The sequence below is a fragment of the Spirosoma fluviale genome, assembly GCF_900230225.1.
Lineage (GTDB): Bacteria > Bacteroidota > Bacteroidia > Cytophagales > Spirosomataceae > Spirosoma > Spirosoma fluviale.
Map to the genome: position 1 here is coordinate 1,375,109 of NZ_OCNH01000001.1, position 25,854 is coordinate 1,400,962.

Annotated in this window: 24 protein-coding genes; 16 read left to right on the top strand and 8 right to left on the bottom strand. The window is 49.5% G+C overall.

The window, feature by feature from the left end; all coding sequences use genetic code 11:
- Positions 1 to 49 precede the first annotated feature (49 nt).
- Positions 50 to 277 carry a FeoA family protein gene (locus tag CRO74_RS05710; RefSeq protein WP_012926051.1) on the top strand — a complete coding sequence of 76 codons (228 nt, stop codon included), beginning with the start codon at positions 50 to 52 and terminating at the stop codon, positions 275 to 277.
- A gap of 57 nt (positions 278 to 334) precedes the next feature.
- Positions 335 to 2,452, top strand: a complete 2,118-nt coding sequence (gene feoB, locus CRO74_RS05715) for a ferrous iron transport protein B (RefSeq protein ID WP_097125028.1) — start codon at positions 335 to 337, stop codon at positions 2,450 to 2,452.
- 13 nt (positions 2,453 to 2,465) lie between these two features.
- On the opposite strand, the gene CRO74_RS31475 is transcribed toward feoB, so the two are convergent.
- Positions 2,466 to 2,630 (bottom strand): hypothetical protein, encoded by a 165-nt coding sequence (locus CRO74_RS31475; protein ID WP_179830126.1) that lies wholly within the window; start codon positions 2,628 to 2,630, stop codon positions 2,466 to 2,468.
- Between the two features lie 221 nt (positions 2,631 to 2,851).
- Complete coding sequence (locus CRO74_RS05720) at positions 2,852 to 4,357, bottom strand: NAD(P)H-hydrate dehydratase (protein ID WP_097125029.1); 1,506 nt, start codon at positions 4,355 to 4,357, stop codon at positions 2,852 to 2,854.
- 114 nt (positions 4,358 to 4,471) lie between these two features.
- On the opposite strand from CRO74_RS05720, the gene rplS reads away from it, so the two are divergent.
- The 3 genes from rplS to CRO74_RS05735 all read left to right on the top strand — a co-directional run bounded on the left by rplS (position 4,472) and on the right by CRO74_RS05735 (position 6,724).
- Complete coding sequence (gene rplS / locus CRO74_RS05725) at positions 4,472 to 4,846, top strand: 50S ribosomal protein L19 (RefSeq protein ID WP_012926055.1); 375 nt, start codon at positions 4,472 to 4,474, stop codon at positions 4,844 to 4,846.
- A 131-nt stretch (positions 4,847 to 4,977) separates the two neighbouring features.
- Positions 4,978 to 5,751, top strand: a complete 774-nt coding sequence (gene dapF, locus CRO74_RS05730; RefSeq protein ID WP_097125030.1) for a diaminopimelate epimerase — start codon at positions 4,978 to 4,980, stop codon at positions 5,749 to 5,751.
- Between the two features lie 43 nt (positions 5,752 to 5,794).
- Positions 5,795 to 6,724 carry a bestrophin family protein gene (locus CRO74_RS05735; protein ID WP_097125031.1) on the top strand — a complete coding sequence of 310 codons (930 nt, stop codon included), beginning with the start codon at positions 5,795 to 5,797 and terminating at the stop codon, positions 6,722 to 6,724.
- A gap of 2 nt (positions 6,725 to 6,726) precedes the next feature.
- Here the strand turns inward: CRO74_RS05735 and CRO74_RS05740 are convergent, their stop codons facing one another.
- Complete coding sequence (locus CRO74_RS05740) at positions 6,727 to 7,035, bottom strand: rhodanese-like domain-containing protein (RefSeq protein WP_097125032.1); 309 nt, start codon at positions 7,033 to 7,035, stop codon at positions 6,727 to 6,729.
- Between the two features lie 178 nt (positions 7,036 to 7,213).
- Here CRO74_RS05740 and htpG point away from each other — a divergent pair, with 178 nt between their 5' ends.
- Entirely contained in the window at positions 7,214 to 9,046 is a 1,833-nt protein-coding gene (gene htpG, locus CRO74_RS05745; protein ID WP_097125033.1) for a molecular chaperone HtpG, read from the top strand.
- 126 nt (positions 9,047 to 9,172) lie between these two features.
- Here htpG and CRO74_RS05750 read toward each other — a convergent pair whose 3' ends face one another.
- Together CRO74_RS05750 and CRO74_RS05755 are read right to left on the bottom strand one after the other, a co-directional pair.
- A complete protein-coding gene (locus CRO74_RS05750) occupies positions 9,173 to 9,772 on the bottom strand; it encodes a DUF4126 domain-containing protein (protein ID WP_097125034.1) in 600 nt (199 codons plus the stop codon).
- 87 nt (positions 9,773 to 9,859) lie between these two features.
- On the bottom strand, positions 9,860 to 11,350 hold the full coding sequence (locus tag CRO74_RS05755) for an ATP-dependent DNA helicase (RefSeq protein WP_097125035.1): 1,491 nt from the start codon (positions 11,348 to 11,350) through the stop codon (positions 9,860 to 9,862).
- 150 nt (positions 11,351 to 11,500) lie between these two features.
- Here CRO74_RS05755 and CRO74_RS05760 point away from each other — a divergent pair, with 150 nt between their 5' ends.
- The 4 genes from CRO74_RS05760 to coaD all read left to right on the top strand — a co-directional run bounded on the left by CRO74_RS05760 (position 11,501) and on the right by coaD (position 14,160).
- Positions 11,501 to 11,938: a CBS domain-containing protein gene (locus CRO74_RS05760; protein ID WP_097125036.1), complete on the top strand. Its 438-nt coding sequence runs from the start codon at positions 11,501 to 11,503 to the stop codon at positions 11,936 to 11,938.
- Between the two features lie 234 nt (positions 11,939 to 12,172).
- Entirely contained in the window at positions 12,173 to 12,670 is a 498-nt protein-coding gene (locus CRO74_RS05765; protein ID WP_097125037.1) for an NUDIX domain-containing protein, read from the top strand.
- Between the two features lie 75 nt (positions 12,671 to 12,745).
- Positions 12,746 to 13,636, top strand: coding sequence for a DUF3822 family protein (locus CRO74_RS05770; protein WP_097125038.1), 891 nt, complete (start codon positions 12,746 to 12,748; stop codon positions 13,634 to 13,636).
- Between the two features lie 50 nt (positions 13,637 to 13,686).
- The gene (coaD, locus tag CRO74_RS05775) at positions 13,687 to 14,160 is read left to right on the top strand and encodes a pantetheine-phosphate adenylyltransferase (protein WP_097125039.1); all 474 of its coding nucleotides are present in this window, start codon (positions 13,687 to 13,689) and stop codon (positions 14,158 to 14,160) included.
- Positions 14,161 to 14,188: 28 nt separating this feature from the next.
- Here the strand turns inward: coaD and CRO74_RS05780 are convergent, their stop codons facing one another.
- Entirely contained in the window at positions 14,189 to 14,902 is a 714-nt protein-coding gene (locus tag CRO74_RS05780; protein WP_097125040.1) for an NUDIX hydrolase, read from the bottom strand.
- 117 nt (positions 14,903 to 15,019) lie between these two features.
- On the opposite strand from CRO74_RS05780, the gene CRO74_RS05785 reads away from it, so the two are divergent.
- On the top strand, positions 15,020 to 16,309 hold the full coding sequence (locus CRO74_RS05785; RefSeq protein WP_097125041.1) for a hemolysin family protein: 1,290 nt from the start codon (positions 15,020 to 15,022) through the stop codon (positions 16,307 to 16,309).
- Positions 16,310 to 16,359: 50 nt separating this feature from the next.
- Positions 16,360 to 16,686: a hypothetical protein gene (locus CRO74_RS05790; protein WP_179830127.1), complete on the top strand. Its 327-nt coding sequence runs from the start codon at positions 16,360 to 16,362 to the stop codon at positions 16,684 to 16,686.
- Between the two features lie 6 nt (positions 16,687 to 16,692).
- On the opposite strand, the gene CRO74_RS05795 is transcribed toward CRO74_RS05790, so the two are convergent.
- Positions 16,693 to 18,453, bottom strand: coding sequence for an ABC transporter ATP-binding protein (locus tag CRO74_RS05795; protein ID WP_097125043.1), 1,761 nt, complete (start codon positions 18,451 to 18,453; stop codon positions 16,693 to 16,695).
- 158 nt (positions 18,454 to 18,611) lie between these two features.
- On the opposite strand from CRO74_RS05795, the gene CRO74_RS05800 reads away from it, so the two are divergent.
- Entirely contained in the window at positions 18,612 to 19,871 is a 1,260-nt protein-coding gene (locus tag CRO74_RS05800) for a DUF2264 domain-containing protein (RefSeq protein ID WP_097125044.1), read from the top strand.
- A 210-nt stretch (positions 19,872 to 20,081) separates the two neighbouring features.
- Here CRO74_RS05800 and metG read toward each other — a convergent pair whose 3' ends face one another.
- Positions 20,082 to 22,133 (bottom strand): methionine--tRNA ligase, encoded by a 2,052-nt coding sequence (metG, locus tag CRO74_RS05805; RefSeq protein WP_097125045.1) that lies wholly within the window; start codon positions 22,131 to 22,133, stop codon positions 20,082 to 20,084.
- 243 nt (positions 22,134 to 22,376) lie between these two features.
- Between metG and CRO74_RS05810 the strand changes: the two genes are divergently transcribed.
- The 3 genes from CRO74_RS05810 to CRO74_RS05820 all read left to right on the top strand — a co-directional run bounded on the left by CRO74_RS05810 (position 22,377) and on the right by CRO74_RS05820 (position 25,853).
- Positions 22,377 to 23,417, top strand: coding sequence for an SDR family NAD(P)-dependent oxidoreductase (locus tag CRO74_RS05810; protein ID WP_097125046.1), 1,041 nt, complete (start codon positions 22,377 to 22,379; stop codon positions 23,415 to 23,417).
- Between the two features lie 112 nt (positions 23,418 to 23,529).
- A complete protein-coding gene (locus CRO74_RS05815; protein ID WP_097125047.1) occupies positions 23,530 to 24,933 on the top strand; it encodes a tetratricopeptide repeat protein in 1,404 nt (467 codons plus the stop codon).
- A 191-nt stretch (positions 24,934 to 25,124) separates the two neighbouring features.
- A complete protein-coding gene (locus tag CRO74_RS05820) occupies positions 25,125 to 25,853 on the top strand; it encodes a TlpA family protein disulfide reductase (RefSeq protein ID WP_097125048.1) in 729 nt (242 codons plus the stop codon).
- Position 25,854 lies beyond the last annotated feature (1 nt).

The window sequence follows — 25,854 nt, forward strand, 5'->3', positions numbered from 1 at the left end:
CTTGCGTTAATTAAACTGAATCTAAATAAAGATTAGACTCACAGACACCATGAGCAAGCGTAGCGTAGCGGACCTGAAAATTGGAGAACGAGCCACCATCGAATCGTTTAATAATCAATTGATGTCGCTCAAACTGCTCGAAATGGGTTGTTTGCCCGGCGCGGAGGTTTGCCTTCACAGTAAAGCACCGCTTGGGGATCCCATTTGTCTAAACGTGGCCGGGTATTGTCTGGCTATGCGTAAGTCTGAAGCCGCTACGATTCTGATCGATAATTAAACGTTTATAGGGTGTGGTTCACGACCGTGATCACTCTACTGTAAACCGTGAACTGCCTTGAAATCGTCTCCCACCATTGCCCTCGTTGGCAATCCCAATGCCGGTAAATCTTCCTTATTTAATCAGTTAACCGGTCTGCGTCAGAAAACGGGAAACTTTCCCGGTGTCACGATGGATAAAAAATCCGGAACGTGGCCGATTGATGCCCAATATACGGCAACCGTAATTGACCTGCCCGGGGTTTACTCCATCTATCCAAAGTCGCTGGACGAACAGATTGTAACGGATATTCTGGCTAACCCCGCTCATCCGGATTACCCGGACGTGTCGGTCGTGGTAGTCGATGCCTCCAACCTTCATCGAAATTTACTTTTATTTACGCAGGTAGCTGATCTGGGTGTGCCAACGGTACTGGCCCTCAACATGCTCGATGTTGCGCACCAACAAAGTAAGGTGGTTAATTCGGTGCGTCTGGCTATGAGCCTGGGGGTACCCGTTGTTCGCATCAATGCCCGGACGGGCGAAGGTGTCGATCTGCTGAAGAAAGCTGTTCTTGGTCAGATTCAGGAACCGGTCCTCCCCGGAAAGCTTTTCTTTGACCCGGCAGATGAAGCGTCTGGATTGATTGCTGACACTAAAACGCAGTACAAGCTTACCAATAATTACCTCGCCTTACAGTACATCATCCAGCACGACGGGTTCTCATTCCTCAATCAACCTCAGCGGAAAGCTCTGGATGTGATTATCCAAAAACATCAGTTTAGTGAGACCACTTTTCAGGCGGGCGAAACCATTACCCGTTATAAGCGAATTGCGGCCATTGTTACGGAAGTTGTAAGTGATCAGCGTCCGGCAAATCAACCAACCTGGAGCCAGAAACTGGATCGGGTACTGCTGCACCCTGTCTGGGGCTACGCTATTTTTGGCTTCGTTCTACTCTTGATCTTTCAGGCCATTTTTGCCTGGGCACAACCCTTTATGGACGCCATCGACTCCGGTGTTGCCTGGCTAAATGGTCAACTAAAAGAAAGTCTGCCCGCTGGCCCGCTCACCGATTTGCTCACCGATGGCGTATTGGCTGGTCTGGGGGGTATTCTGGTCTTTATTCCGCAAATCGCCTTTCTGTTCCTTCTGATTGCTCTACTGGAGGAGTCGGGATATATGTCGAGGGTGATGGTCATTATGGACCGTATCATGCGCAAGTTCGGCCTGAATGGTCGGAGTGTGGTGCCGCTTATTTCTGGTGTGGCCTGTGCAGTTCCCGCTATTATGGCCACCCGTAGCATTGGCACCCGGCGCGACCGACTCATTACCATACTGGTAACTCCGCTGATGAGTTGCTCTGCCCGATTGCCCATTTATACCATACTTATTGCGCTGGTTGTGCCAAGTACACGCATACTAGGGGTATTCAACCTTCAGGGGTTAGCCTTAATGGGCTTGTATTTACTGGGGCTGGTAAGTGCCTTGCTGGCTGCTTATGTCCTGAAGGTCCTGCTCCGGACCAAAGAGCGGGGTTACTTCATTATGGAACTGCCAACCTTCAAACTGCCCCGCTGGAACCATGTCGGGCTAACGGTTTGGGAGAGTGTCCGGTCGTTTGTATGGGAAGCAGGGCGGGTTATCCTGGCCATTTCCATCGTCTTATGGGTTGTGGCGAGTTATGGCCCCGGCAACGACATGGAAGAAGCCGAAGCACGAGTGAAGCAGCAAAACCCGACGGCTGCATCCGATGCGCTACAGGACCGAATTGCTTCCGAACGGCTGGAGGCATCCTACGCCGGAAACTTTGGCCATTTTATTGAACCCGTCATTCGCCCATTGGGCTACGACTGGAAGATCGGTATTGCGTTGCTTAGTTCATTTGCCGCCCGCGAAGTATTTGTTGGTACAATGTCAACAATCTACAGCATCGGGAGTGGCGCCGATGAGGAAGGCGTAACCATTCGGGAACGGCTTCGGCAGGAGCGAAATCCAGAAACGGGCGAGGCTATGTATACACCCGCGCTGGCCTGGTCGCTGTTGATTTTCTACGTATTTGCGATGATGTGCATGAGTACACTCGCTGCTACCCAACGCGAAACCAAGACCTGGAAATGGCCAGCCGTTCAATTGGTGTACATGATGGCACTGGCCTACGTAACTGCTTTTGCTACCTATCAGCTCCTTAAGTAAAACGCAAAGGGCTTTACCAAAGAAGTCCTTTGGTGAGCATCGGGTAAATAAAATAGCAAAGTATATAGGCAAATAGCGCCAATGTTAAACCGCCCAGAGCAGTCGTTTGATCTACAGTAAAACGATTTCTGCGGGCGGGGCGGCTTAAACGCCAATCTCTGTGGGTTGTATTTTTCATGGTGTGCCTTACTAAGAACTTGTAGTTTACTATACACAAATTTCAGGCCTTATTTATATCCACGCTAGCGCAAAAACCCTGAATTTACTCAATAGGTATAACTACCTGTTTTCATAACCGTGAATTGATTATAATTCTACTCAAAACGGTTGTGTCTGTTTTAGGCTAAACGTATTCATAATGACAGTTGTGTAGAGTAAATTCTACATTTTTCGGGAAAATTATTCCCAACTTAACGCATCAATTACGTCCGAAGCGATCATGCCAATCGGCCCTCTTTTTCGGGCAACTGCATCGCCAGCCAGGCCATGCGCAAAAACACCCAGGACAGCAGCTTCAACAGATTCATAACTCTGAGCCAGCAGAGCTGTTAGAATACCCGTTAGTACATCGCCGGTGCCGCCGGTACTCAGGCCGGGATTACCTGTTGAATTGAAATGTATATCGCCCTCGGGTGTTGCAATGGCCGAATAAGCCCCTTTTAAAACAACGACTACGCTATACTTTCGGGTAAATTCCCGCAGAAGGTCAAGCTTCTCGTAGTCATTATCCCACTTTTTAGTGAGTCGCTCAAACTCTTTTGGGTGGGGTGTAAGAATGCTGTTTTTAGGAAGATATTTCAGCAACTCGCGATTTTCAGAAAGTAGGTTCAACGCATCAGCATCGACAACGATGGGCTTTTTTAACATGGGCAGTAGCTCTTTCAGCATCGCCAGCGTTTCGGGGGCTTTGCCAATGCCGGGCCCCAGACCAATGGTTGAATAATCTGTTGGGTCGGGTACATCGTCCAGTTGGCTGCTTCCGGACAATACATGCTGATTTCGGTCCGGGCGGCACATCGCTTCCGGTACCATCGTTTGTAAGGCTACATAGCCGCATTGGGGTACCTGAACCGTCAATAACCCCACCCCCGATCGTAAACAGGCGCGGGCGGCCAGTATAGCGGCACCGATCTTCCCATAACTGCCAACCAGTAACAAAGCATGGCCAAAGGTCCCTTTATTCGAAAAACGATCGCGTTTATGGAGCAGTAGACGGGCTTCTTTAGGTTGGGTAAAATAATAAGGTGTAGGAGCCTGATCAATGAATCGTTTATGCAGTCCAATATCCAGAATGTGCCATTCACCAACAAAAGGGCCGTTTTTGGGCAGTACAAAAGCTAGTTTAGGCAGCTGAAACGAAACCGTGTAGTCGGGTTGGATAATTACGTCGGAGGGGCCGTTTGGCTGGTCGGTGTATAAGCCGCTGGCAATATCGACGGCTATTACAGTGGCGGGTGCCCGGTTAATTGCTTCGATAGACGCTTTGACGATGCCTTCGGTAGGACGGGATAAACCCGACCCTAAAATGGCATCGAGTACAATTTCATTATGACGAATGGTGGGAATATCGGTAGCTGATTCGATGTAATGAACAGTATCCGTCAGGAGTTTTAACCGGCGATGGTTGTGCATAAAATCGTCAGATTCCCGTGGCGCGTAACGAACAACATACACCTCAATTGGGTAGGCTCGCTCTAGTAACAACCGGGCAATGGCCAGTCCATCCCCTCCATTATTACCCAGGCCGCAGAAAATTTTAGTTGACGTTTTATTGTTGAAACGATCAGCAAACCACTCGACAAACGTAAGGGCGGCTCGCTCCATCAAATTAATGGGTGCTATTGGTTCATGTTGAATTGTATGTTGGTCAAGGGAACGGATTTGATCAACGTTCAGTATTTTCATAAGCTAATGGATGACGTTGGAGCGTAATTTCACAAAAGTATTTTCTCCTACTGATAAATTTACTATCTTTGCGGCTCATTTCGCAAATACTTATCTGGCGATTTATATACGGTCATGAGCGAGTTAATCAAATTAGTGGAGGCAGACAACGCGCAGCGTCGCACCGAGTTGCCCACATTCCGGGCGGGTGATACGGTAAACGTACACGTCAAAATCCGCGAAGGAAATAAGGAACGGATTCAGGTATTCACGGGAACGGTTATCCAACGCCGGAACCCAAGTTCCGCCGGCGAGACTTTCACGGTCCGCAAAGTATCAAATGGCGTTGGCGTAGAGCGTATCTTCCCAATTCTGTCGCCTAACATCGACAAAATTGAGGTTGTTCGTCTGGGTAAAGTTCGCCGGGCACGGTTGTTCTACCTACGTGGTCGTCAGGGTAAAGCTGCTCGGGTTAAAGAGCGCAAGCCTAAAGCAGTTGTTGCCGCTTAATTGCCACAATTGTTAGTCAATTCTGAAAAGCTGTCTGTAAAGACGGCTTTTTTTGTATTGACCGCAACAGGCTCCGGCTGTTGCCGTAACCCGTGAACCAGCAACAGCCGGAGCCTGTTGCGGTCAATACTATGGACTTCTTTAAATACCAGGGCACCGGTAACGATTTCATCCTGATCGACGACCGGGCCAAAACTTTTCCCGCAGCCGATCAGGCCTTCATTGAACGGTTATGCCACCGGCGTTTCGGCATTGGGGCTGATGGGTTGATTCTCCTCCAAAACGATCCGGATTATGATTTTCGGATGGTGTATTTCAATGCCGACGGTGCCGAAGGCAGCATGTGCGGCAATGGTGGCCGGTGTATTGTCCGGTTTGCGCACGACTTAGGCCTGTTTGACAGTGAAACCCGTTTTGTCGCCGTAGACGGCGAACATCTGGCGATGGTTTCTGACGAACGTATTTCGTTGAAAATGAGTAATGTCTCTGGCATCGACGACCGGCAGGGGCTAACTTATCTGAACACGGGTTCGCCCCACGTTGTGTGCTTTGTCGATGACCTGGAGTCGTTTGATGTTGTAGCCGAAGGACGAGCTATTCGGTACAGCGAACCCTTTCGGCCGGGTGGTACAAACGTTAATTTTGCCCAGGTAACTGATGCAAATACCATGTTTGTCAGAACCTACGAACGGGGCGTAGAAGATGAAACCTATTCCTGTGGTACGGGTGTAACGGCTGTAGCCTTAGTCGCTCACCAGCAACTGGGTATGTCTGCTCCCGTCTTCATTCGAACCATCGGCGGCAACCTTCAAGTGTCTTTTAATCAGCAGGCCGAAAGCAGCTTCGATTCCATTCACCTCATTGGTCCTGCCAATCGTGTTTTTGCCGGAACCATAACTGTTTAGTGCATTGGGCAGTTAATTAAGTTGCCAGCACTAATACAGTAAAATGATTATTTATAAGAATAAAGGATTGCTGCCATCTATTTGGCATTTTCACACCGGCCCAACCGCTAAAGCACTGTTAGGTCGATTGGTGGTCGTTGCCGTTTATGTGACCATCGTTACATTTGCCGAAATGCATTACACCGATCTGCGCCTGAAGGATACTCCGCCTTCATTCCTGGGTGCAATGGGTATTCTGCTTAGCCTACTGCTTATTTTTCGGACCAACACGGCTTATGACCGGTTTTATGAGGGGCGTCAGGCGTGGGGCGTACTGGTCAATAACTGCCGGAATCTGGCTATTTATTTTAATGCCGTTTTACCGGAAGGAGATGTCTTAAGCCGGGAGTTTTATGCTAAAGCGATTTCCAACTTTCCCTTTGCACTAAAAAATCACCTGCGGGATGCCAATAAAATGGATGAACTGGATTTAGTGGAAGAAGGTGAACGGCGTGACCTGAGCCATTTTGACCACAAACCGGCTGGCGTATCAAATCAACTGTGGGTAAAAACAGAAATCCTTTACCGGGAGGGACAAATTTCAGAATCACAGCACATCAACCTGAATCAGTATTTAACTACGTTGATGGACGTGTGCGGTATTTGTGAACGGATTAAGAGCACGCCAATTCCTTTCTCTTATACGCTGTTCATTAAACTCTTCATCATGCTCTATGTGACGCTTTTACCCTTTACTATCGTGACTGCGTTTGGGTACCTCACTATTCCGGCTGTTATAATCACGTCTTACATACTCGTCGGGCTCGAAATGATTGGCGAGGAAATTGAAGAACCATTTGGGCTTGAGCGTAATGATTTGCCCCTGAATCAGTTAAGTCAGTTAATTCGGGTAAATGTCCACGACATTTTGCAGATTTATTTACCCCATGTCGAAAAACAGGCCGCGAAGCCGGGTTTCACGATTGTGACTTAAGATCAATCGACGGCTTCGATGATGCCGCCGTGCAGGTGATAAATGGCTTTGGTCTGTAAGTCGGGCTGGCGGAGTAAATCTTTGGCCGCTACCCGGCTTCGAACGCCGTTGGTGCAAATGACAAGCAAGCTAGAATAGGGTAGAAGTTCTGCCTTGCGGGCTCGGATATCGGGCAAGGGTATATTCAGGCCACCTATGTTGAACTCCTCAAACTCCCATTCATCACGCACGTCGACAACAGCCGTATCCGGTTGATGCCGTAATCTTTCGAGTTCGGGAAGTGTGATGTCCGTGAACGTGTGTGTGGTCATACATAGAGGTAACAGCCTTTTGGGACCGGGTGTTCCTGAGCTATACCGGCCTGATAGGTTCCTGAAGCCTTTTGAGCGGGATTTATAAAGCTAAACTCTGTCAATCTGTCAGAAATGCACAGGCTGGAACAGGATTTGACGACCTCAAGACAGACTCATAATCTTACTAACATAAATTATGGAAGCTGTACAAACTGAAAAAGGGAAAATCTCAATCCATACCGAGAATATTTTTCCGATCATCAAGAAATTCCTGTATTCCGACCACGAGATTTTTCTGCGTGAGTTAGTGTCAAACGCAGTCGATGCTACCCAGAAACTGCGCCAACTGGCTTCGTTCGGCGAATTTGGGGGTGAGTTGGGTGACCTGAAAGTGACGGTTTCGCTGGATGAAGAAGCCAAAACCATCACCATCAGCGATAATGGCATCGGCATGACCGCCGATGAGATCAAAAAATACATTAACCAGATCGCCTTCTCCGGTGCCACCGATTTTCTGGAGAAATACAAGGACAAAACGGACGATAAGGGTCAGATCATCGGTCACTTTGGCTTAGGTTTTTACTCGGCGTTTATGGTGGCCGAGAAAGTTGATATCGTTACCAAATCGTACCGGGATGGGGCCGAAGGCGTGCGCTGGAGCTGCGATGGTTCTACGGAGTTTGAGTTAACGCCCGCCGAGCGCGCTGACCGTGGAACGGATATAATTCTGCACATTGCACCCGATTCGGAGGAGTTTTTAAGCAAGAGCCGGTTGCAGGGGATTCTTGATAAATATGCTCGCTTCCTTCCCGTTGCCGTTGAATTTGATGAGAAAGTTGTCAATAACACGAACCCGATCTGGACGAAATCACCGGCCGATCTGACCGACGAAGATTACAAGAATTTCTACCGGGAACTGTACCCAATGGGGGAGGAGCCGCTGTTCTGGATTCACCTGAACGTGGATTACCCCTTCAATCTGACCGGTATTCTGTATTTCCCGCGCATCAAGAACGAGCTGCGGTTCCAGCGCGAAAAAATTCAACTCTATAGCCGCCAGGTGTTCATTACCGATGAGGTGAAGGACGTGGTTCCCGATTTCCTCATGATGCTGCACGGCGTTATCGACTCGCCCGATATTCCGCTCAACGTATCGCGGAGTTTCCTGCAAGCCGATAGTAATGTTAAAAAGATCAATGGCTATATCACCCGGAAGGTAGCTGACAAATTGAACGAGCTGTTCAACGCCGACCGCAAAGGGTTCGAAGAGAAGTTCGACGATATTGGTCTATTCATCAAGTACGGTATCCTGAGCGACGATAAATTCTGGGAGAAAGCCAAAAACTTCGTGTTGCTGAAGAACACCGAAGGCGTGTTCACCACGCTTGATGAATACCGGGAGAAAGTGCAGGCTAACCAGACCGATAAAAACGAAACGCTGGTTATGCTCTACACCTCCGACCGTAAGCAGCAGGACGCTTATATTGAGTCGGCCCGGCGCCGGGGTTACGATGTGCTCCTGATGGATAATGTCATTGACGCACACTTTATCAACGCCCTGGAACAGAAACTGGAGAAAGTCCATTTCCAGCGTGTCGACGCCGATACGCTCGATAAATTGATCGACAAAGGGCTGAATAACGAAAGCGTTTTATCAGAAGCCGACCAGACGAAACTGAAAGAGGTGTTTGAGCAGGTACTGGATAACAAAATGCTACAGGTGAGTGTAGAGGCCCAGCCAACCGACGAACTGCCCGTTACCATAACGATGCCTGAGTTTATGCGTCGAATGAAAGACATGTCCGCTCTCTCGGGTGAGCAGTCGTTCTACGGTAATCTGCCGGTCACCTACAATGTGGTTGTCAACGCAAACCACCCACTCATCGGCAAAGTACTGGCCGAGTCAGATGCCGATGTACAGAAGGCGCTGGTGAAGCAGGTGTATGATCTGGCACTACTTTCGCAGAACATGCTGACCGGTGCCGACTTAACCGCCTTTGTGAAACGGACGGTAGCTGGATTAGCTTAATAGTCAGTCTTTAGTAAGTAAACGGGGCTGAAGTGATTTCAAACCAATGAAATCGCTTCAGCCCCGTTTTATTTAATTAACTGGAAGTCCGGTAAGCACAACTCGGGCAACGCTGGTTCAAAAGTGCTATGGGCTAAGTCTAGGCGACTTATCGGCGCGGGTAAACCAGACTTTTCGGCGGGCGACCAGTCGGCCGATTATGAAAATCAACACCAGGAAGATAACGACGGCTGCTACCAGTGGTAAAAAAATGCTGAAAATGGAGAGCCCTATAGAGGCCACATTTTCGCCCGTAGCCACAACAGGATTGGCAAGTCCGCCTGTGGTAGCGGTGGAACCGAGCCGCAGTAAACTCGTTCCGGCCTGTATGATTCCCGCTGTGCTGCCGCCCAGCATTAAGCCAAGTCCCCAGTGGAGCAACGGATTATCGATTTGAAGAAAAGATGTACTCAACAGGGTGCCGGCAATAATGGCAGTGGGGGTGGCAATGGTGTCGAGCACATTATCGAGCCAGGGAATGTAATAGGCACCAAGCTCAAAGATGGTAGCCACGCTTAGCCCCAGGAGGGCGGGCCAGCCGCTGAGCCACTCGAAGCCGGTCATTGTATTGATAAAGCCCAATTTAGTGGCCAGACTGGCAATCAATAGCGGCACAAACACCCGAAAGCCACAGCAGGCCGCCAGACCGACGCCAACGCAGGCGCTCATTATCCATTCGAGAGACATATTATTTACAGATTATGGTAGTTGGTTTACGGCATGCCAGTGGGTCAGTAACCGTAAACCAACTACCATAAACCCGAACCGATTGTTTTATCCGAAAAACTGAGAATTGAAATTCATCAGGAAGGCTTCGTCGGTGGCGCGGGTTAAGGCCGTGTACAACCAGCGAACGAATTCGTCGTTTACCTGGCCTTCGGGCAGAAATCCCTGATCAACAAAAACGGCACTCCATTGCCCGCCCTGCGCCTTATGACAGGTGAGGGCATACGCAAACTTTACCTGTAATGCGTTGAGGTAGGGGTCACGGCGAATCGCTTCCGAACGCTCTTTCTTGCTTTTAATGTAAAAGTAGTCTTTGGCAACACTTTCGTACAACGCCTTGTATTGATCGGCCGTTAGTGAGGGTACTGGCGTGTGAAGCGTGTCGAGCATGATTTTAGCATCAAAATCAGGTTGCTCCTCGTAGTCAATCAATCGCAGTGTAACCGTGGCGAAGCGAAAACCATGCATCTCCTCCTTGTTGCGGATTTTTTGCACTTCCGCAAATTCACCATTGGCCAGAAAACCCGCCGGAGAGTCTTCCTCAAGCACCGTGTAATTGTTTCGGGCAATCATGAGCATATCCCCGGCATCGAGTTCTTCCTCGCACTGGTCAATCATCCGTCGAACAAACTGGTTGTACTGCACCGCCGATTTGTTAGAACGGCAGATGATCGCTGTATTCTCCCTACCATATTTGTCGTACGCATACCGAATGCCATCTTCCAGCTTGGTCAACGGCATTTTATAGATATCATTGAACGAACGAACGTTGAGCTGAATGGGCGGTATTTCGCCGGTACCGGCAGAGGAGTCGTCATCAAGCAGGGCATCGAAACCAACCGCCTTAGGGGTAGGAGAGGTGCCATCGAGCAGCATCCTAAGGCCCGTTGCATTGTACAAAATACCCGACTCTTCGTCCTGCCGCATAACTTCGGTTAGTTCCTGTTCGTATACGGTCATATCAAAGGCACTGGCCAGAAAGCCCCGGTCGAGGGCGGGGCTTAACTCCCGGCCAACGGGGGGTAACTGGGCGGTGTCGCCTACAAGCATAAGTTTATTGCCAGGCCCTTCAAACACGTAATCGATCAGGTCGGTCAGCAAGCCTTTCCCCCCAAAGTCGGCTTCATCGGAAATCATCGAAGCCTCATCGACAATGAACAGTGTGTCTTCGTGATAATTTTTCTGTCGTTGAAAAGCCAGACTACCCGATCCTGGGTCAGCTACCTGTCGGTATATTTTTCGGTGGATCGTCTGGGCTGGTTTCTTGGCATAGTTGGTCATGACTTTTGCCGCCCGACCCGTGGGGGCCAGCAACACCGACTTATAGCCGAAACGGGGAAGCACTTTTATGAGGGTACCTACGAGGGTGGTTTTGCCGGTACCGGCATAGCCGCGCAGTAAAAAACAATCTCGGTAATGGGCAACTTCTTCCTGGGAGATGAACTGGCCAATCTGTTCGAAAAACTGCTCCTGGCCCGGAGTAGGCTTAAAAGGGAAACGTTTGGCCAGCAAATGAGCGGCCGTTTGGGTTTCGTTCATGGGTCTAATTTACGAAAAAAGGAGCAAAGTGAAAAGTAAAAAAACAGGCGAGGATGAGTCAGTTTTTTGTTTTTTTAATCCTTTTTTTATCTCACCTTTCCTGCCTTCATCCTTTTTCTTATCTTCACCCTATACTAATTACCCTCCTACATGAACATACGCCAAATACTTCAGGGAAAGCGCATTAACGCGCTTTATAGTGTCTCCTCAGACCAAACGGTACTTGATGGACTTAAGGTCATGGCCGAAAAAAATATCGGCGCTTTACTCGTGGTTGATAACGGGGAACTAACGGGCATATTTTCAGAACGGGATTACGCACGAAAAGTAATTCTGAAAGACAGGCATTCCGATGATACGCGGATTGCTGATGTTATGACGGCCAGTGTAATTACCATCGGACCAGACCAGACACTGGAAGAGAGTATGGTAATCATGTCTGACCGGCATATTCGCCACTTACCAGTTGTGGACAAAGGCGAGTTAATCGGAATCATTTCAATCAACGACATCGTTACCGCCATCATCCGAGATCAGAAAACGCGTATCGACTCACTTGAAAGCTATATATCGGGAAGCCCGTATTGAGGATTAGTAGATAGGAGTTAGGAGCGAGGAGTGAGGAGTTGCTGACGTCAGCAAACAAAGAACGCGTCAGCAACTCCTGACTCCTCACTCCTCGCTCCTAACTCCTACTACTACCTCAGTACCTACTAATCCTCAAAATCTGTTACCTTTGCGTCCCCAAATACGTTAAATATTGTGACAGAAGTAGCGGATAAGCCAAAGCGGGTAGATAAGGTTACTCACGGGAGTGACAAATTGGCCGACGATGTCGATTTGCCACGGGAAGAAGTACTTAAATTGTATGGTAACCGGCTCCGGCTTCGAGTTTGTGGATTATATCGGGAAGGTGATCAGTTATTGATGGTTCGCCACCGGGGAATTAGTCCGACCAATACATTTTGGTGTCCACCGGGCGGGGGAGCCCAGTTTGGTGAAAAAGCACCGGCAGCACTCACCCGCGAGTTTCTGGAAGAAACAGGGCTGGAGATCGAACCAGGTGAGCTCTTGTTCGTGAATGAATTCATGCTGCCCCCTCTGCACGCTATGGAATTGTTCTTTACCGTTACCGTAACGGGTGGTCAGCTCCATCAGGGAACAGATCCTGAAATGAGTATCGATGGTCAAATTATAGAAGAGGTACGCTTAATGACGTTTGCCGAAATAAAGAGCTACCCCCCCGAGGAGGTACACGATCTGTTTCGGTATTGTAACTCACTCGACGAGGTGTTTCAACTCAAAGGGTACCTGAAATAAACCCGTCGCCATAAATGGTCAGCTTTTTGTAGATTTACTGTTCAACATCAACTAAAACCTGCTTGCCCCGATACCGTGCAAATCGCTGTTACCCTATCTCCGACCGTACAAATTAGTGCCGATTCGTTCGACGCTGGGCTTGCCAGTAAATCTGTATTGAGTCTGGAAGTGGGCCGCGAAAGGTTTCGGTTTATGGTACAGGATAGTCGTGGACAGGGTTTATATCTGGAAGATTATACGTTTCCATCTCTGCTTACCGAGCGCTCGGTAACGGGTGTGCTGCCTGATGTGTTTCGCGAGCACCCGGTATTATCGGCAGGGCCCTGGCAGGAAATTCGCATTGGGGTCAACTCCCCTTCGTTTACGTTGATTCCGGCTCCGCTCTTTCGTAAAGAATACGCCGGAAGCTACTTGGCACTCATGCGCGGCAGTGCATTACCGGCCCATGAGTTTGCCCAGTCCTACACCCATGCAGCCGAAGGGTTTTTATCTGTATTCAATATGGAGCATCCTTTGGCCGATTTCTTTTCTGAAATTTACCCGCTTCAGCCGCTGGTCTACATCCACCAGGTTGGTACATTGATCCAGGCAACGGCCGATCTGGATCGGCACGCGTTGACGTCGGCTAACGTTTATTTATTCTTCGAGGACGAATTCGTTACCATCATCTGCCGAAACGCACGTAAAGTAAGTTTCTGCAATCGGTTTGGGTATAAAAACGTGCAGGATCTGGCCTACTATATTCTGTACGTCTTTGAAGAACAAACTCTGGCACCGGAGTCAACGCCCATCTTTTTATACGGGGAAATCACCCCTTTTGCCGAGGCTTACGCCGAATTAAGCCGATTTATGCCGAATCTGACGTTCGGGCAGATACCGCCCGGCTTACGATTATCCCCGGCATTTGACGACCTGCCCAACCATCGATACCTGAGTCTGTATGGGTTAGGCTTACTGAGTGAATAAAGAGTACGATATGTAGACTCTCATTGACTCAATTCACTCATTCTCTCTATATGAAGCGTATTGCCCTATTCCCCGGTTCATTCGACCCATTTACACGTGGTCACGAAGACATCGTTCTGCGCGGATTGCAGTTATTCGACGAAGTTATCATTGGTATCGGACGAAATGCCCGAAAAGAGCGGTATTTCCCGCTCGAACAGATGACCGGATTAATTGAGGAAGCTTTCCGCTCTACACCAGCCGTTCGGGTTATTAGTTACGACGATCTGACCGCTAATGTGGCCCGAAAGGTGGGTGCCCGATTTCTTTTGCGAGGGCTACGAAATACCACCGACTTCGAATACGAAAACGGAATTTCGCAGGTTAACCGCTATGTATATGAAGACGTCGAAACGGTGTTCCTGATCACCTCGCCACATCTGGCCCCAATCAGTTCCAGCATCATTCGCGATCTACACCGGTATGGGCAGGACGTCGACGCGTTTTTGCCTTATCAGTTAGAAAAGTTGGCAAACGAAAAGTAACTGACGGCAGAGCAGTTACTTATACTGATTAAACCTTGCCGTTCACGAGCTTGTTGACTTCATCGATAACGTACCGAATCGAACTGAAGGAATTCGCCAGGGCCAGCTTGGTTTCGCGCTGGTCGAACCAGACGAGCTTCTCAATATCTTCTTCTACCTGTGGGGCCATACGGCTATCATCGAGGGCCTTCATGCGGTACCATTTAGTACGCTTCAGGATACGACTACCATTAAGGGTGTAGGTGTGCCAGGTTGTACAAATGCGTTCGCCGATAGCTACCCGAACCCCCGTTTCTTCTTTCACTTCCCGAACGGCTCCCTGCCGGGAGGATTCGCCATCATCCAGTTTCCCTTTCGGTAAGTCCCATACACCCCGGCGGAACATCAACAGCATTTTATCGCCTTTGAAGACGACTCCACCACCAGCTTTGATGATCTTGAATGGTTTTTTTATGGCTTCCTCGCAGGCTTCTTTATCCAGGCAACCCAGCGTAATGGAAAGCAACTGATCGGCATCGCTTTTCTGCAATAGGGTTAACAGCTTGCTGACCGTGGCCGGGGTAGCGTTCAATACCAGCAAGTGACCGTTTAAGGAATCTTGTTTCAGCAGTTCCAAACGAGCATCGACGATTAGATCGTAATCCACGAATGTCGGGTGATTTGCCAATGCTGGATTGGTCAGTTGGGTAGCGGCTTTGGGGCCAACGAGCCGGACTGGGCGGTCGTTTATGAAAACAATCATTAGAAGATAAGCGGTTCGAACTGTAAAAGTACTAAAACAGATGGTCTATCATACGGTTATATCTGTTGCAAACCAGTTCCATTTCTATATTTTTGCAACAGGTCAATCATCCTCTTTGTGGAACTTCTAATTATTTTTCTTCTGACACTGCTAAATGGTGTGTTTTCGATGTCAGAAATTGCCCTGGTATCCTCCCGTCGGTCAAAACTGGAAACAGCCGCTAAAAATGGGGATCGACAGGCGCAGGTTGCCCTCGATTTATCGAACTCCCCCAACCGCTTTCTGTCGACCGTACAGATTGGTATTACCCTGATTGGTATATTACTGGGTATTTTCTCGGGCGACAAACTCACTACCGATGTTCAGGCGTTTGTGGCTCAGGTTGACGTTATCCGGCCGTACGCACACTCCGTAGCTGTGGTATTGGTGCTGTTGCTGCTGACCTACCTTTCGCTGGTCTTTGGTGAGTTAGTGCCCAAACGAATTGGTCTCTCAAATCCCGAAGGGATTGCCAAAACCATGGCAGCCCCCATGATTTTTCTCTCCCGATTAACATCCCCCTTTATTGCGCTCCTAACGGTATCGAGCGATTTACTGCTTAAAATACTGAACATTAGGCCAAACGAGAGTGCGGTAACGGAAGAAGAAATAAAAAGTCTGATTCAGGAAGGAACCTCCGGTGGGGCTATCGAAGAAATTGAACAGGAAATTGTTCAGAATGTTTTTCAACTCGGCGATCGTAAGATCACATCACTCATGACCAACCGGCAGGAAATTGTTTTCCTGGACATGGAAGATGAACCCGCCGAAAATAAAGCGCGTATTCTGGAGCACAAACACTCGGTGTATCCGCTCTGTAACGGGGGAGTCGACGAGGTGGTTGGGTTAATTTATACGAAAGATTTTTTGGGTAGAGATCTGGATAATGAACTCCTACACCTGACCGACATGAAGCGGGATGCGCTCTTTATTCCTGAAAACAACAAAGCCTATCAGGTGCTGGAGCGGTTTCGGGAGCGCCGACAATACGTTGGAGTTATTGTTGACGAATACGGTGGCGTGTTAGGCATAATAACCCTGAACGACATTCTGGACGTACTGGTGGGCGATATCAACGACGATGTAAATTCCGATTACGAAATCCGGGAGCGCGAGGATGGAACCTTCCTGATTGACGCTCAATTGCCTTTCGAGGATTTTCTATCCTACTTTACAATCAATATAAATGCGCAGGCTCGTCGTGAACTGACGGGATTTGATACCCTCGGCGGTTTTGCACTCCATATTCTTAAGGACATTCCCAAAGCGGGCGAAACTTTTGTCTGGCAAAACTACCGGTTTGAGATTATCGACATGGATAAAAGCCGAATCGATAAAATTCTGGTTAAGAAGCTGGTAGAAGAGTAAACAACCAGTAAGAAAATGAGTTATAGATGAAAACAAATTCATCAATACTCATGCGACACTTCAGCCCCGATGCCAATGAGTTGACCGGTAGCACATCCAGTCGTGTTCCGACCGGTATGGAAAACGATCCGAATGCTGATGAAGAAGTAATTAACCAGCAGGAAGGTGATTTGTCCGCACGGGAAGTTTATCCGAAACCCGTTGAAAAACCAGCGAAAATAGCCCCGGACGATTTAGCTGCTTCGATCGCCTACGCCCTCGATGGCAGTGGCCCCGGTCCAACCAATGACAAACCGAATGTATCGGGTCATAAGGTGATTTCTGAAGGAATTACGGGTGCCGGGCCAGAGGACGAAGAAGATGCGTTACGCGCGTAAGTAAATCTACACCACTTCTTTATACTGCATCCGGTAGAGGTTCGCGTAGAAGCCCTCCTGCTGAAGCAGCTCTTCGTGATTACCCTGCTCAACAATGCGGCCTTTGTCCACAACGATAATATTGTTCGCTTTCTGAATTGTAGACAAACGGTGGGCAATAACGATGGCCGTACGGCCCTTCATCAGTTTCCCGATAGCATCCTGAATCATTTCCTCGGTTTCCGTATCGACTGATGAGGTCGCTTCGTCAAGAACAATGATTTTCGGGTCTTGAACCATGGCCCGAACGAACGAAATCAACTGGCGTTGCCCTACAGACAGGGTCGAGCCACGTTCCATGACGTTGTACTCATATCCGCCGGGCAATCGTTCGATAAAGTCATGAACACCAACCAGTTTGGCTGCCTCAACTATTTTCTCCCGGCTGATTCGCTTGTCGCCCAGCGTAATGTTATTCTCGATGGTGTCGGAAAACAGGAAAACATCCTGAAGCACAACGCCGATATTCCGCCGGAGGTGGCCTAATTCGTATTCGTGTACATCGACATCGTCGACCTTAATTTCGCCTTTATTAATGTCATAAAAGCGGCTCAGTAGGTTGATGATGGATGATTTGCCTGCGCCCGTAGCACCCACAAATGCCACCGTTTCGCCGGAGCTGACCCGAAACGAAATATCCCTGAGTACCCAGTCTTCATTATTGTAGGCAAACCAGACATGGTTAAACTCGACATCACCGCGGATGGCCGTGGGTGCGTAGGTTCCGTTGTTGGCCGTGAACTCATCGCTGTCCAGTAATTTAAGAATACGGTCGGTACTGACAATGCCCATCTGAAGGGTGTTGAAGCGGTCGGCCAGCATCCGGATCGGGCGAAAGAACAGATTGATAAACATCACGAAGGCCGTAACCGTCCCGAACGTAACATCCGAACTAATGATCTGCTGAGCACCGTACCAGACCACCAGACCAACGGCCACCGCCGAAATAATATCAGCAACGGGGTAATATACCGAGTAGTACCAGATAGAACGGATGTTGGCCGCGCGGTGCTCATCGTTGATAACCCGGAATTTTTCGGCTTCAATTTTCTCACTGCCGAAAATCTGGACGATGTTCATGCCGGTGATATGCTCCTGAACGAAGGAGTTCAGATTGGCCACCGCCGTCCGGACTTCATTGAACGATTTCTTAATCTTTTCTTTGAATACATAGGTGCTGAACAGCATCAGCGGGATGGTCGATAAACTGATGGCTGCTAGCCGCCAGTCGGTGTAAAACATCACGCCGATGATCAGAACCAGTTGCAGAATATCGCCCGCAATGGCTGCCATGCCTTCGCTGAACACATCGGCCAGGGTTTCAACGTCCGAAATAGAACGGGTCACTAACCGACCAATGGGTGTGTTGTCGAAGAACTTGAGACGCAGACGAAGAATTTTCTGGTACAACTGCACCCGAATATCGCGGATAACGTATTGCCCCAGCCACCCGGACAGATAGGTGTTAAGAAACTGAATAAGCGCCTGTGCAACCAGCACGCCAATCATAATGACCAGCATGGTTGTCAGTTGTGGATAATCGCCCACGGCGATCACGTTATCTATGGTATAGCGAATAAGCAGGGGCGTCAGCGGAGCCAGGCAGGCCGCCAGCATAATGATGCCGATCAGCGCGTAAAAACGGGTCTGATAGGGTTTTATAAACGCGTATAATCGTCGGAGGATGGCTAAGTCGAAAATCCGACCTGACTTTTGTTCTTCGTTCACGGGGCAACCAGAAAGGGCAAGTTCAGAATTGTAACAGCGTTTTCAGCCCGAACGTTTCAGCCGAAATAGGATTTGACTTGGCGTAGATTGGAATCAGGTAGCAGTAAAAACGGACTACAGTCGCTTTATTTGCGAAAGACCTGATGTAGAAACGATTTATGAAACGGCGTATGTTCACCCGGCTGGTTACCGCCCTGCCGGTTAGTCTGGGAATTAGTCAAGTAAAGGCAAACGATAGTTTTTCACAACTGGTACCGGCTGCCAATGTTGCCAATGAAGACCGGGCCTACTGGTTGCAAACCTTACTTAAAGTTGTCGACCCGGTGCTAGCGGCCCTGGCGCAGAATCGGTTGAAAGCAACCATGCCCGTAGAATCGGCGCCGGGGCAACAGCCGGGTCGCCTGGTGGTATCGCACCTCGAAGCACTGGGACGGACCATGGCCGGACTGGCTCCCTGGCTCGAACTCAGTGCCGACGACGATGTGCGGGAAAGCCTGCTCCGCCAGCGCTACCTCGACCTGGCCCGACAGGCAATTGCCAACGGTGTGAATCCCAAATCGCCCGATTATCTGAATTTTACTAAAGGTGGTCAGCCATTAGTAGATGCCGCTTTTCTGGCGCACGGCCTGGTTCGTTCTCCAAAATTATGGCATGCCCTAAGTACCACCGAACAGGCTAACGTAGTGAAGGCCCTACAGGCCAGCCGGGTTATTAAACCGGGTTATAATAATTGGCTGTTGTTCAGCGGCATGGTGGAAGCTGCCTTGTTGAAATACGGCGGTGCTGGCGATGAACTTCGTATGGATTATGCCATAAAACAGCACCAGGCCTGGTACAAAGGTGATGGCGCTTACGGCGACGGCCCCGATTTTCACTGGGATTATTACAATAGCTACGTCATTCAGCCTATGCTGCTGGACATTGTCAAGACCCTTGCTGACGCCGGAAAAGCTGAGAAGGGCTTATATGAAACGCTGCTGGCCCGTGCTCAGCGGTACGCCATCATTCAGGAGCGGTTGATTGCGCCCGACGGCTCGTTTGCCGCTTTTGGCCGGTCGCTGGCCTACCGATGCGGGGGGTTTCAGTTACTGGCGCAGGTGGCGTTGCAGAGGAATCTACCGCCGGAGTTGTCGCCCGGTCAGGTACGCTCCGCGCTGACGGCGGTCATTCACCGGACAATGGATATGGCCGGTACTTTCGATGCCAAAGGCTGGCTTCAGATTGGCTTGTGCGGTCATCAGCCTGGCATCGGCGAAACCTACATTTCGACGGGTAGCCTGTATCTGTGTTCGGTCGCGTTTCTGCCGCTGGGTTTATCGGCAATCGACCCGTTCTGGTCGAGTCCCTCCACCGACTGGACGGCGAAGAAAATATGGTCGGGTCAAAATGTGCAAACCGACCATGCGATAAAGGGGTGAATTATTGAAAAGTATGGCTTCGCGACGTAGTACCGACCGTCCCGGTCGGGTGTGCATTCATCTTTCTCGCCCGACCGGGACGGTCGGTACTACAGTCGCGATGCCACCCTTCATTCAACCTATTTTAGGAAAATTTAAAAATAGGTTCTCCTCCTATGCAAAAGCCGGAAACGTGTGTCTCCGGCTTTCAGTATATTGTTTATGAATGGCTTAACTCACGGTTCCGCCATTCCAGACTGCGTCGCCGGGGGCGATGAGGGCTAGTTTGCCGTCGCGGTCTTCGGCCATCAGGATCATCCCCTGCGATTCGAAGCCCATCATCTTGCGCGGAGCCAAATTGGCCAGAAAGGTAACCTGTTTGCCAATGATTTCCTCGGGCGAAAAGTGCTTGGCGATACCACTCAGAATTTGTCGGCCGCCCAGGCCATCATCTACTTTTAATTTGAGCAGTTTATCGCTTTTAGGAACCCGCTCGGCTTCGGTGATGGTACCGATGCGGATGTCCATTTTGGCGAAATCATCGTAGGTAATTTCGTCCCGTAGGGCCGGAACGGTCTTTGTTTCTAACTCATTCATGCGTTTCGCATTTAATAATTTCTGAATCTGGGTATTGATCTCGTCGTCTTCTATTTTAGCGAACAGTAACTCGCCTTTGCCTAATTCGGTACCCGTAACCAGCAAATCAGCCCGGCCCGCGTTGGTCCAGTTGAAATGCTCGGTAATGTTTAACTGGCTGCGTAATTTCTGCGTTGTGAAGGGCAGAAACGGTTCGCACACGATACTCAGGTTGGCCGAGATTTGCAGGGCAATGTTCAGGATCGTGTTGGCGCGGATCGGATCGGTTTTTACCACCTTCCAGGGTTCTGTTTCGGCCAGGTATTTATTACCCAGTCGGGCCAAATCCATCAGATGGCCCAGTGCTTCCCGGAATTTATACGCACCAATTGACTGCCCGATTCGATCGGGAAAGAGAGCCAGTTCGTCCAGTACCTGTTGGTCGTAAGCGGTCAACTCGCCACTAATGGCCGGTACTTTTCCATCGCAGAATTTTTGCGTCAGCACCACCGCCCGGTTCACGAAGTTGCCGAATATGCCGACGAGTTCGGCGTTGTTCCGCGTCTGGAAATCCTTCCAGGTAAACTCGCTGTCTTTGGTTTCGGGGGCATTAGCTGCCAATACATACCGTAATACATCCTGCTTGCCGGGTAATTCCTCCAGATACTCATGGAGCCAGACCGCCCAGTTGCGCGACGTACTGATTTTATCCCCTTCCAGGTTCATAAACTCATTGGCGGGCACATTATCGGCCAGGATAAAGCTGCCCTCGGCCATAAGCATGGCGGGGAAGATAATGCAATGGAAAACGATGTTGTCCTTCCCGATAAAATGGACCAGCTTGGTGTGCTCATCGCGCCAGTACAGTTCCCAATCCCGGCCCTGTTCAGCCGCCCATTCCTTGGTCATGGAAATATAGCCGATGGGCGCGTCGAACCAGACGTACAAAACTTTACCGTCGGCATCGGGTAGGGGGACTTTAATGCCCCAGTCGAGGTCGCGGGTCATGGCACGGGGGCGCAAGCCTTCCTTCAGCCACGACTGACATTGTCCGGATACGTTCGTTTTCCACTCGGGATGGCTGTTGACGTATTCTTCAATTTTGGGCTGCATCCGATCCAGCGGCAGGAACCAGTTTTTGGTCGAACGCAGCACCGGTTTCGAGCCGGAGAGGGTGGAATGCGGCTCAATAAGTTCAGTAGGGCTCAGGGCGGTACCGCAGCGTTCGCACTGGTCGCCATAAGCGTTGGGATTGCCACATACGGGACAGGTTCCCACAATGTAGCGGTCGGCCAGGAACTGCCCGGCTACTTCATCATAATATTGCTCCGTTACTTCTTCATCGAAATCGCCCTTTTCGTAGAGATTGGTGAAAAACTCCTGCGACGTTTCGTGGTGAATCTGGTTCGACGTACGGGAATAGATATCGAAGGAGATACCAAAGTCGCTGAAAGCCTGCTTGATCTGCCCGTAGTATTTATCGACGACTTCCTGCGGAGTAATGCCTTCTTTTTTTGCCTTGATGGTAATCGGCACGCCGTGTTCGTCGGTGCCGCTGATAAAGGCGACATCCTTACCCGTTGAGCGAAGGTAACGAACATAAATATCGGCGGGCAGGTAGCATCCGGCAATATGACCGATGTGAATCGGGCCGTTGGCGTAGATCAGGGCCGCCGTAACGGTATAGCGTTGTGGATTCTCTAACATAGTCAGTGGTTAGTAATCAGGGGTTGGTGGTTCGTGTAGGCGTCAGGAGTTTGACCCATGCGACGACATACTACCCACTAATTGGCCGCAAAATTAGCAATTCAGGGCCGAACGTTGTTATGTTTACGCAAACAGATGGCGCAAAACGCCCTGCGCTGAATGAATAAAAAGACGGGCCGCTATGGAGAACACCACGCCGAATACAAATAATTTCCTCAACCGGGTCGAAATCAAAAACTTCAATTGACATCATCACTACCTAAATCGGTTTTTATCACGGGTGCTACCGGCTTCGTCGGTTCGCACATTGCCCGACGTTACCTGGCTGATGGTTATGCCGTTACGGTACTCCACCGCCCGGCCAATGGGTATGGACTGCTGACCGATGTAGCCAGTCAGCTTACCTGGTGCGAAGGCGATGTTATGGACATTCCATCGCTCGAAGCGGCTATTGGGGCAGCACAGTCCGACACTTCGGTGGACGTTATTCATGCGGCTGCCGTTGTTTCATTCGTCCCGAAAGATCGCGACCGGATGGAACGTATCAATGTGGAAGGGACAGCCAATATCGTCAACGTCTGTCTGAAAGCGGGCGTACGGAAGCTGGGCTATGTAAGCTCCGTGGCTGCTCTTGGCCGACCGGTAACTAAAGGAGGGAAGTCTAATACACCAATTGTGATCGACGAAGAGCAGAAATGGGAAGAATCGCCGAATAACTCTATGTACGCCAAAACGAAGTACTGGGCAGAATTGGAAGTCTGGCGGGGCGTTGCCGAAGGGTTAAATGCCGTGATCGTCAACCCGTCTCTGGTTTTGGGCGTGGGCGACTGGAACAAAAGCAGCCTGCAACTCATAAACTACGTTCAGTCTGAAAAACCCTTTTACCCGGCGGGGCTCGTCAATTACGTAGATGTGCTCGACGTGGCCGATAGTCTCGTCGATCTAATGCAGTCCGACATCATGGCGCAGCGGTTCATCGTAAATGGGGGCACCATTCCGTATCGTTCCTTGTTAGAACAGATAGCGGCCGTACTGGGTAAACGTCCTCCCGGTTGGCGGGTTCCGGCCACGTTGACACGCCTGCTTTGGCCTTTAGAGGCTATCCGGGCACGGTTGACCGGCAAGGCCCCGTTAATAACTCGTGAAACAGCCCGGTCGGCAAGTTCGTTGTATCAGTACGACGGACGTAAAATCGGGCAGGTACTTGATACTCAGTATCGGCCATTAAGTGAGACGCTGGAGCGTGTGGCAAACGCTTTTGGACGGCCATCGAACGGTATGTAAATTTTCCGTTCCCAGGTTGGAGTTCTGCTTTTTTGAGTTTATATTTCACTGCCAAAGGATAAATCGCACCGTTGGTGCGGCCCCTATCCGCCCACATTTTGAAGGCAATAGCATGGAGCAAGAGTTCGAAGAACGAGAAGGCGATATTAAAGAATCAATCCGGCGTTTTGAGCAAATGCTGGATCAGCAGCAAAGCCAGTTTTTCGACCTGGACGTCTATGAACAAATGGTTGAGCATTACCTCAATCAGGGTGATTTAGACAAGGCACTTAAAGCCGCCGAATCCGGTCTGGAAAACTTCCCGTATGCGCTGGAACTTATGCTCGACAAAGCCCAGATTATGGCTAACTTTCAACGGTTCGATGAGTCGTTGGATTTGCTGGAACGGGCTTCACTATTTAACCCCGGCGATCTCGATGTTCCCTTTATGCAGGGCTCCGTCCTGAATATGGCCGGTCGGTACGAAGAATCAATCCGGGTGCTGGAAGAACTGCTCGACCGGGCTGAAGAAAAGGATGATATTCTGTTCCAGTTAGGGCAGAGCTATCAGAACTGGGGTAAGTACGACGAGGCTATCACGCAGTATAAAAAGTCAATTGCGCTGAATATTAATAACGAAAATGCGCTTTATGAACTCGCATTCTGTCTGGATGTAACGGGTGAACTGGAAAATAGTCTGGCGTATTACCAGCAACTCATTGATTCCGATCCATATTCGTACAACGCCTGGTATAACATTGGTATCGCTTACAGCAAACTTGGGCGTTACGCCGAAGCCGCTGAAGCCTACGATTATGCTGTAATCATCAAAGGGGATTTTGCGTCGGCACACTTCAATCTGGGCAACACCTATATGAACCTGGGGTTGTTCGAGAAAGCAGAGAGCTGTTACCGTGAAACGCTGAAGTACGAAGAAGCAACTGCCGATACATACTGCCATCTGGGTGCCAGTCTGGAAAAGCAGGACCGCATCACGGAAGCCATCAAGGAATACCGGGAAGCCATTAAACTGGATGCCATGTGGGACGAAGCCTGGTATGGTATCGGTGTTTGTCTGAGCGAATCGGGCAAGTGGTACGAAGCGCTGCCATTTTTGCAGAAAGCCGTCAAACTTAGCGACCAGAACGGAGAGTACTACCTGGCAGTGGCCGAAACGGAGTATAAGATCGGGAATGTGCTGTCGAGTGTCGAGGCTTTCGAGAAAGCTGCCGAAGTAGATGCTGAAAATCCCGATGTGTACCTAACCTGGTCACTCGTTCCCTTCGATCAGGGCGATTTCCTGCGGGCCAACGACATCATTCAGTCGGGTATCAACGACATGCCCGCTGAAGCGGATCTATATTACCGCTCAGCCGTTTATCTGATTCATGCCGGTCATTACCGCGAATCACTGATTCAGTTGGAAGCCGCTCTTTCGCTGGATTACGACGCACACGTTCAGCTGTTCGAGTTCTTCCCCGAACTGGAGAAGCAGAAAGCGCTGTATAAAATCATCCAGCAGTACAAAAAAGACTAGGTTAACCATAGTGTATCAATAAAAAGAGCTGCCTATCCGGGCAGCTCTTTTTGTTGGTAAGTAACGCATAAGTATCGTTTTGAGTAGAGCCTGGTTTTATTAACATTAGTACAGGCAAGACGTATGGTTAAGTTGTAATGTGTTTGTTTATTTGGGGATATTTTTAGTAAAGATCGCCTTATATCAAACGTATGAAAAACAGCACGCTATACTTTCTGAGCACCTTTATACTATTGGGTAGTCAATTGAGTTGGGGTCAGATAATTACCCAACAAACTGGTATCCGTCATACCGTACGAATTGACGATACTATTCCCATCACCAATGCTGAGACCGGCAAGCCGGCAACGTTGAAGGAATTCAAAGAATTGACCAGCGTAGACCCATATGGTTACCATTTGATTCCTGATTATAATGAATCTGGACAACCCAAGGCCTATACGATACGAAAAGCTACGGTCGAGGAGAGGGAAATACGCGGATTTCGTGACCGTGACCCGAACAAGCAGCCTAAAGTTGGAAAACCGATCGCGCCCTTTGTGATGACAGGTATGGATAAGAAAGTTTATCGCTCAGTTGATTTGGTTGGAAACGTAATTGTTCTAAGTTTTTTGGTGAACCTTAACAGGCCCTTTTGGGGTGATAAAGATGCGGCAAAACTGACTGATGCTTTGCGGCCTTACCAGTCAGAAAACGGACCTATCGTATTAGGCGTCATGGCGGATGAAGCGGAAGTTCCCAATGGTAGTACATTGCCGTTTATGCCCATTCTTAATGGGCACGGTTTTCATGGGAAATACCACATCACCTCGATTCCGACAATTATTGTCATCGACAAGAAGGGAAATGTAGCGGCTTCTCTGGAAGGAGGAAGCGCTTTTGACGAGTTGAAACAAGTGCTCTCAACCGTATCCCGTTAAT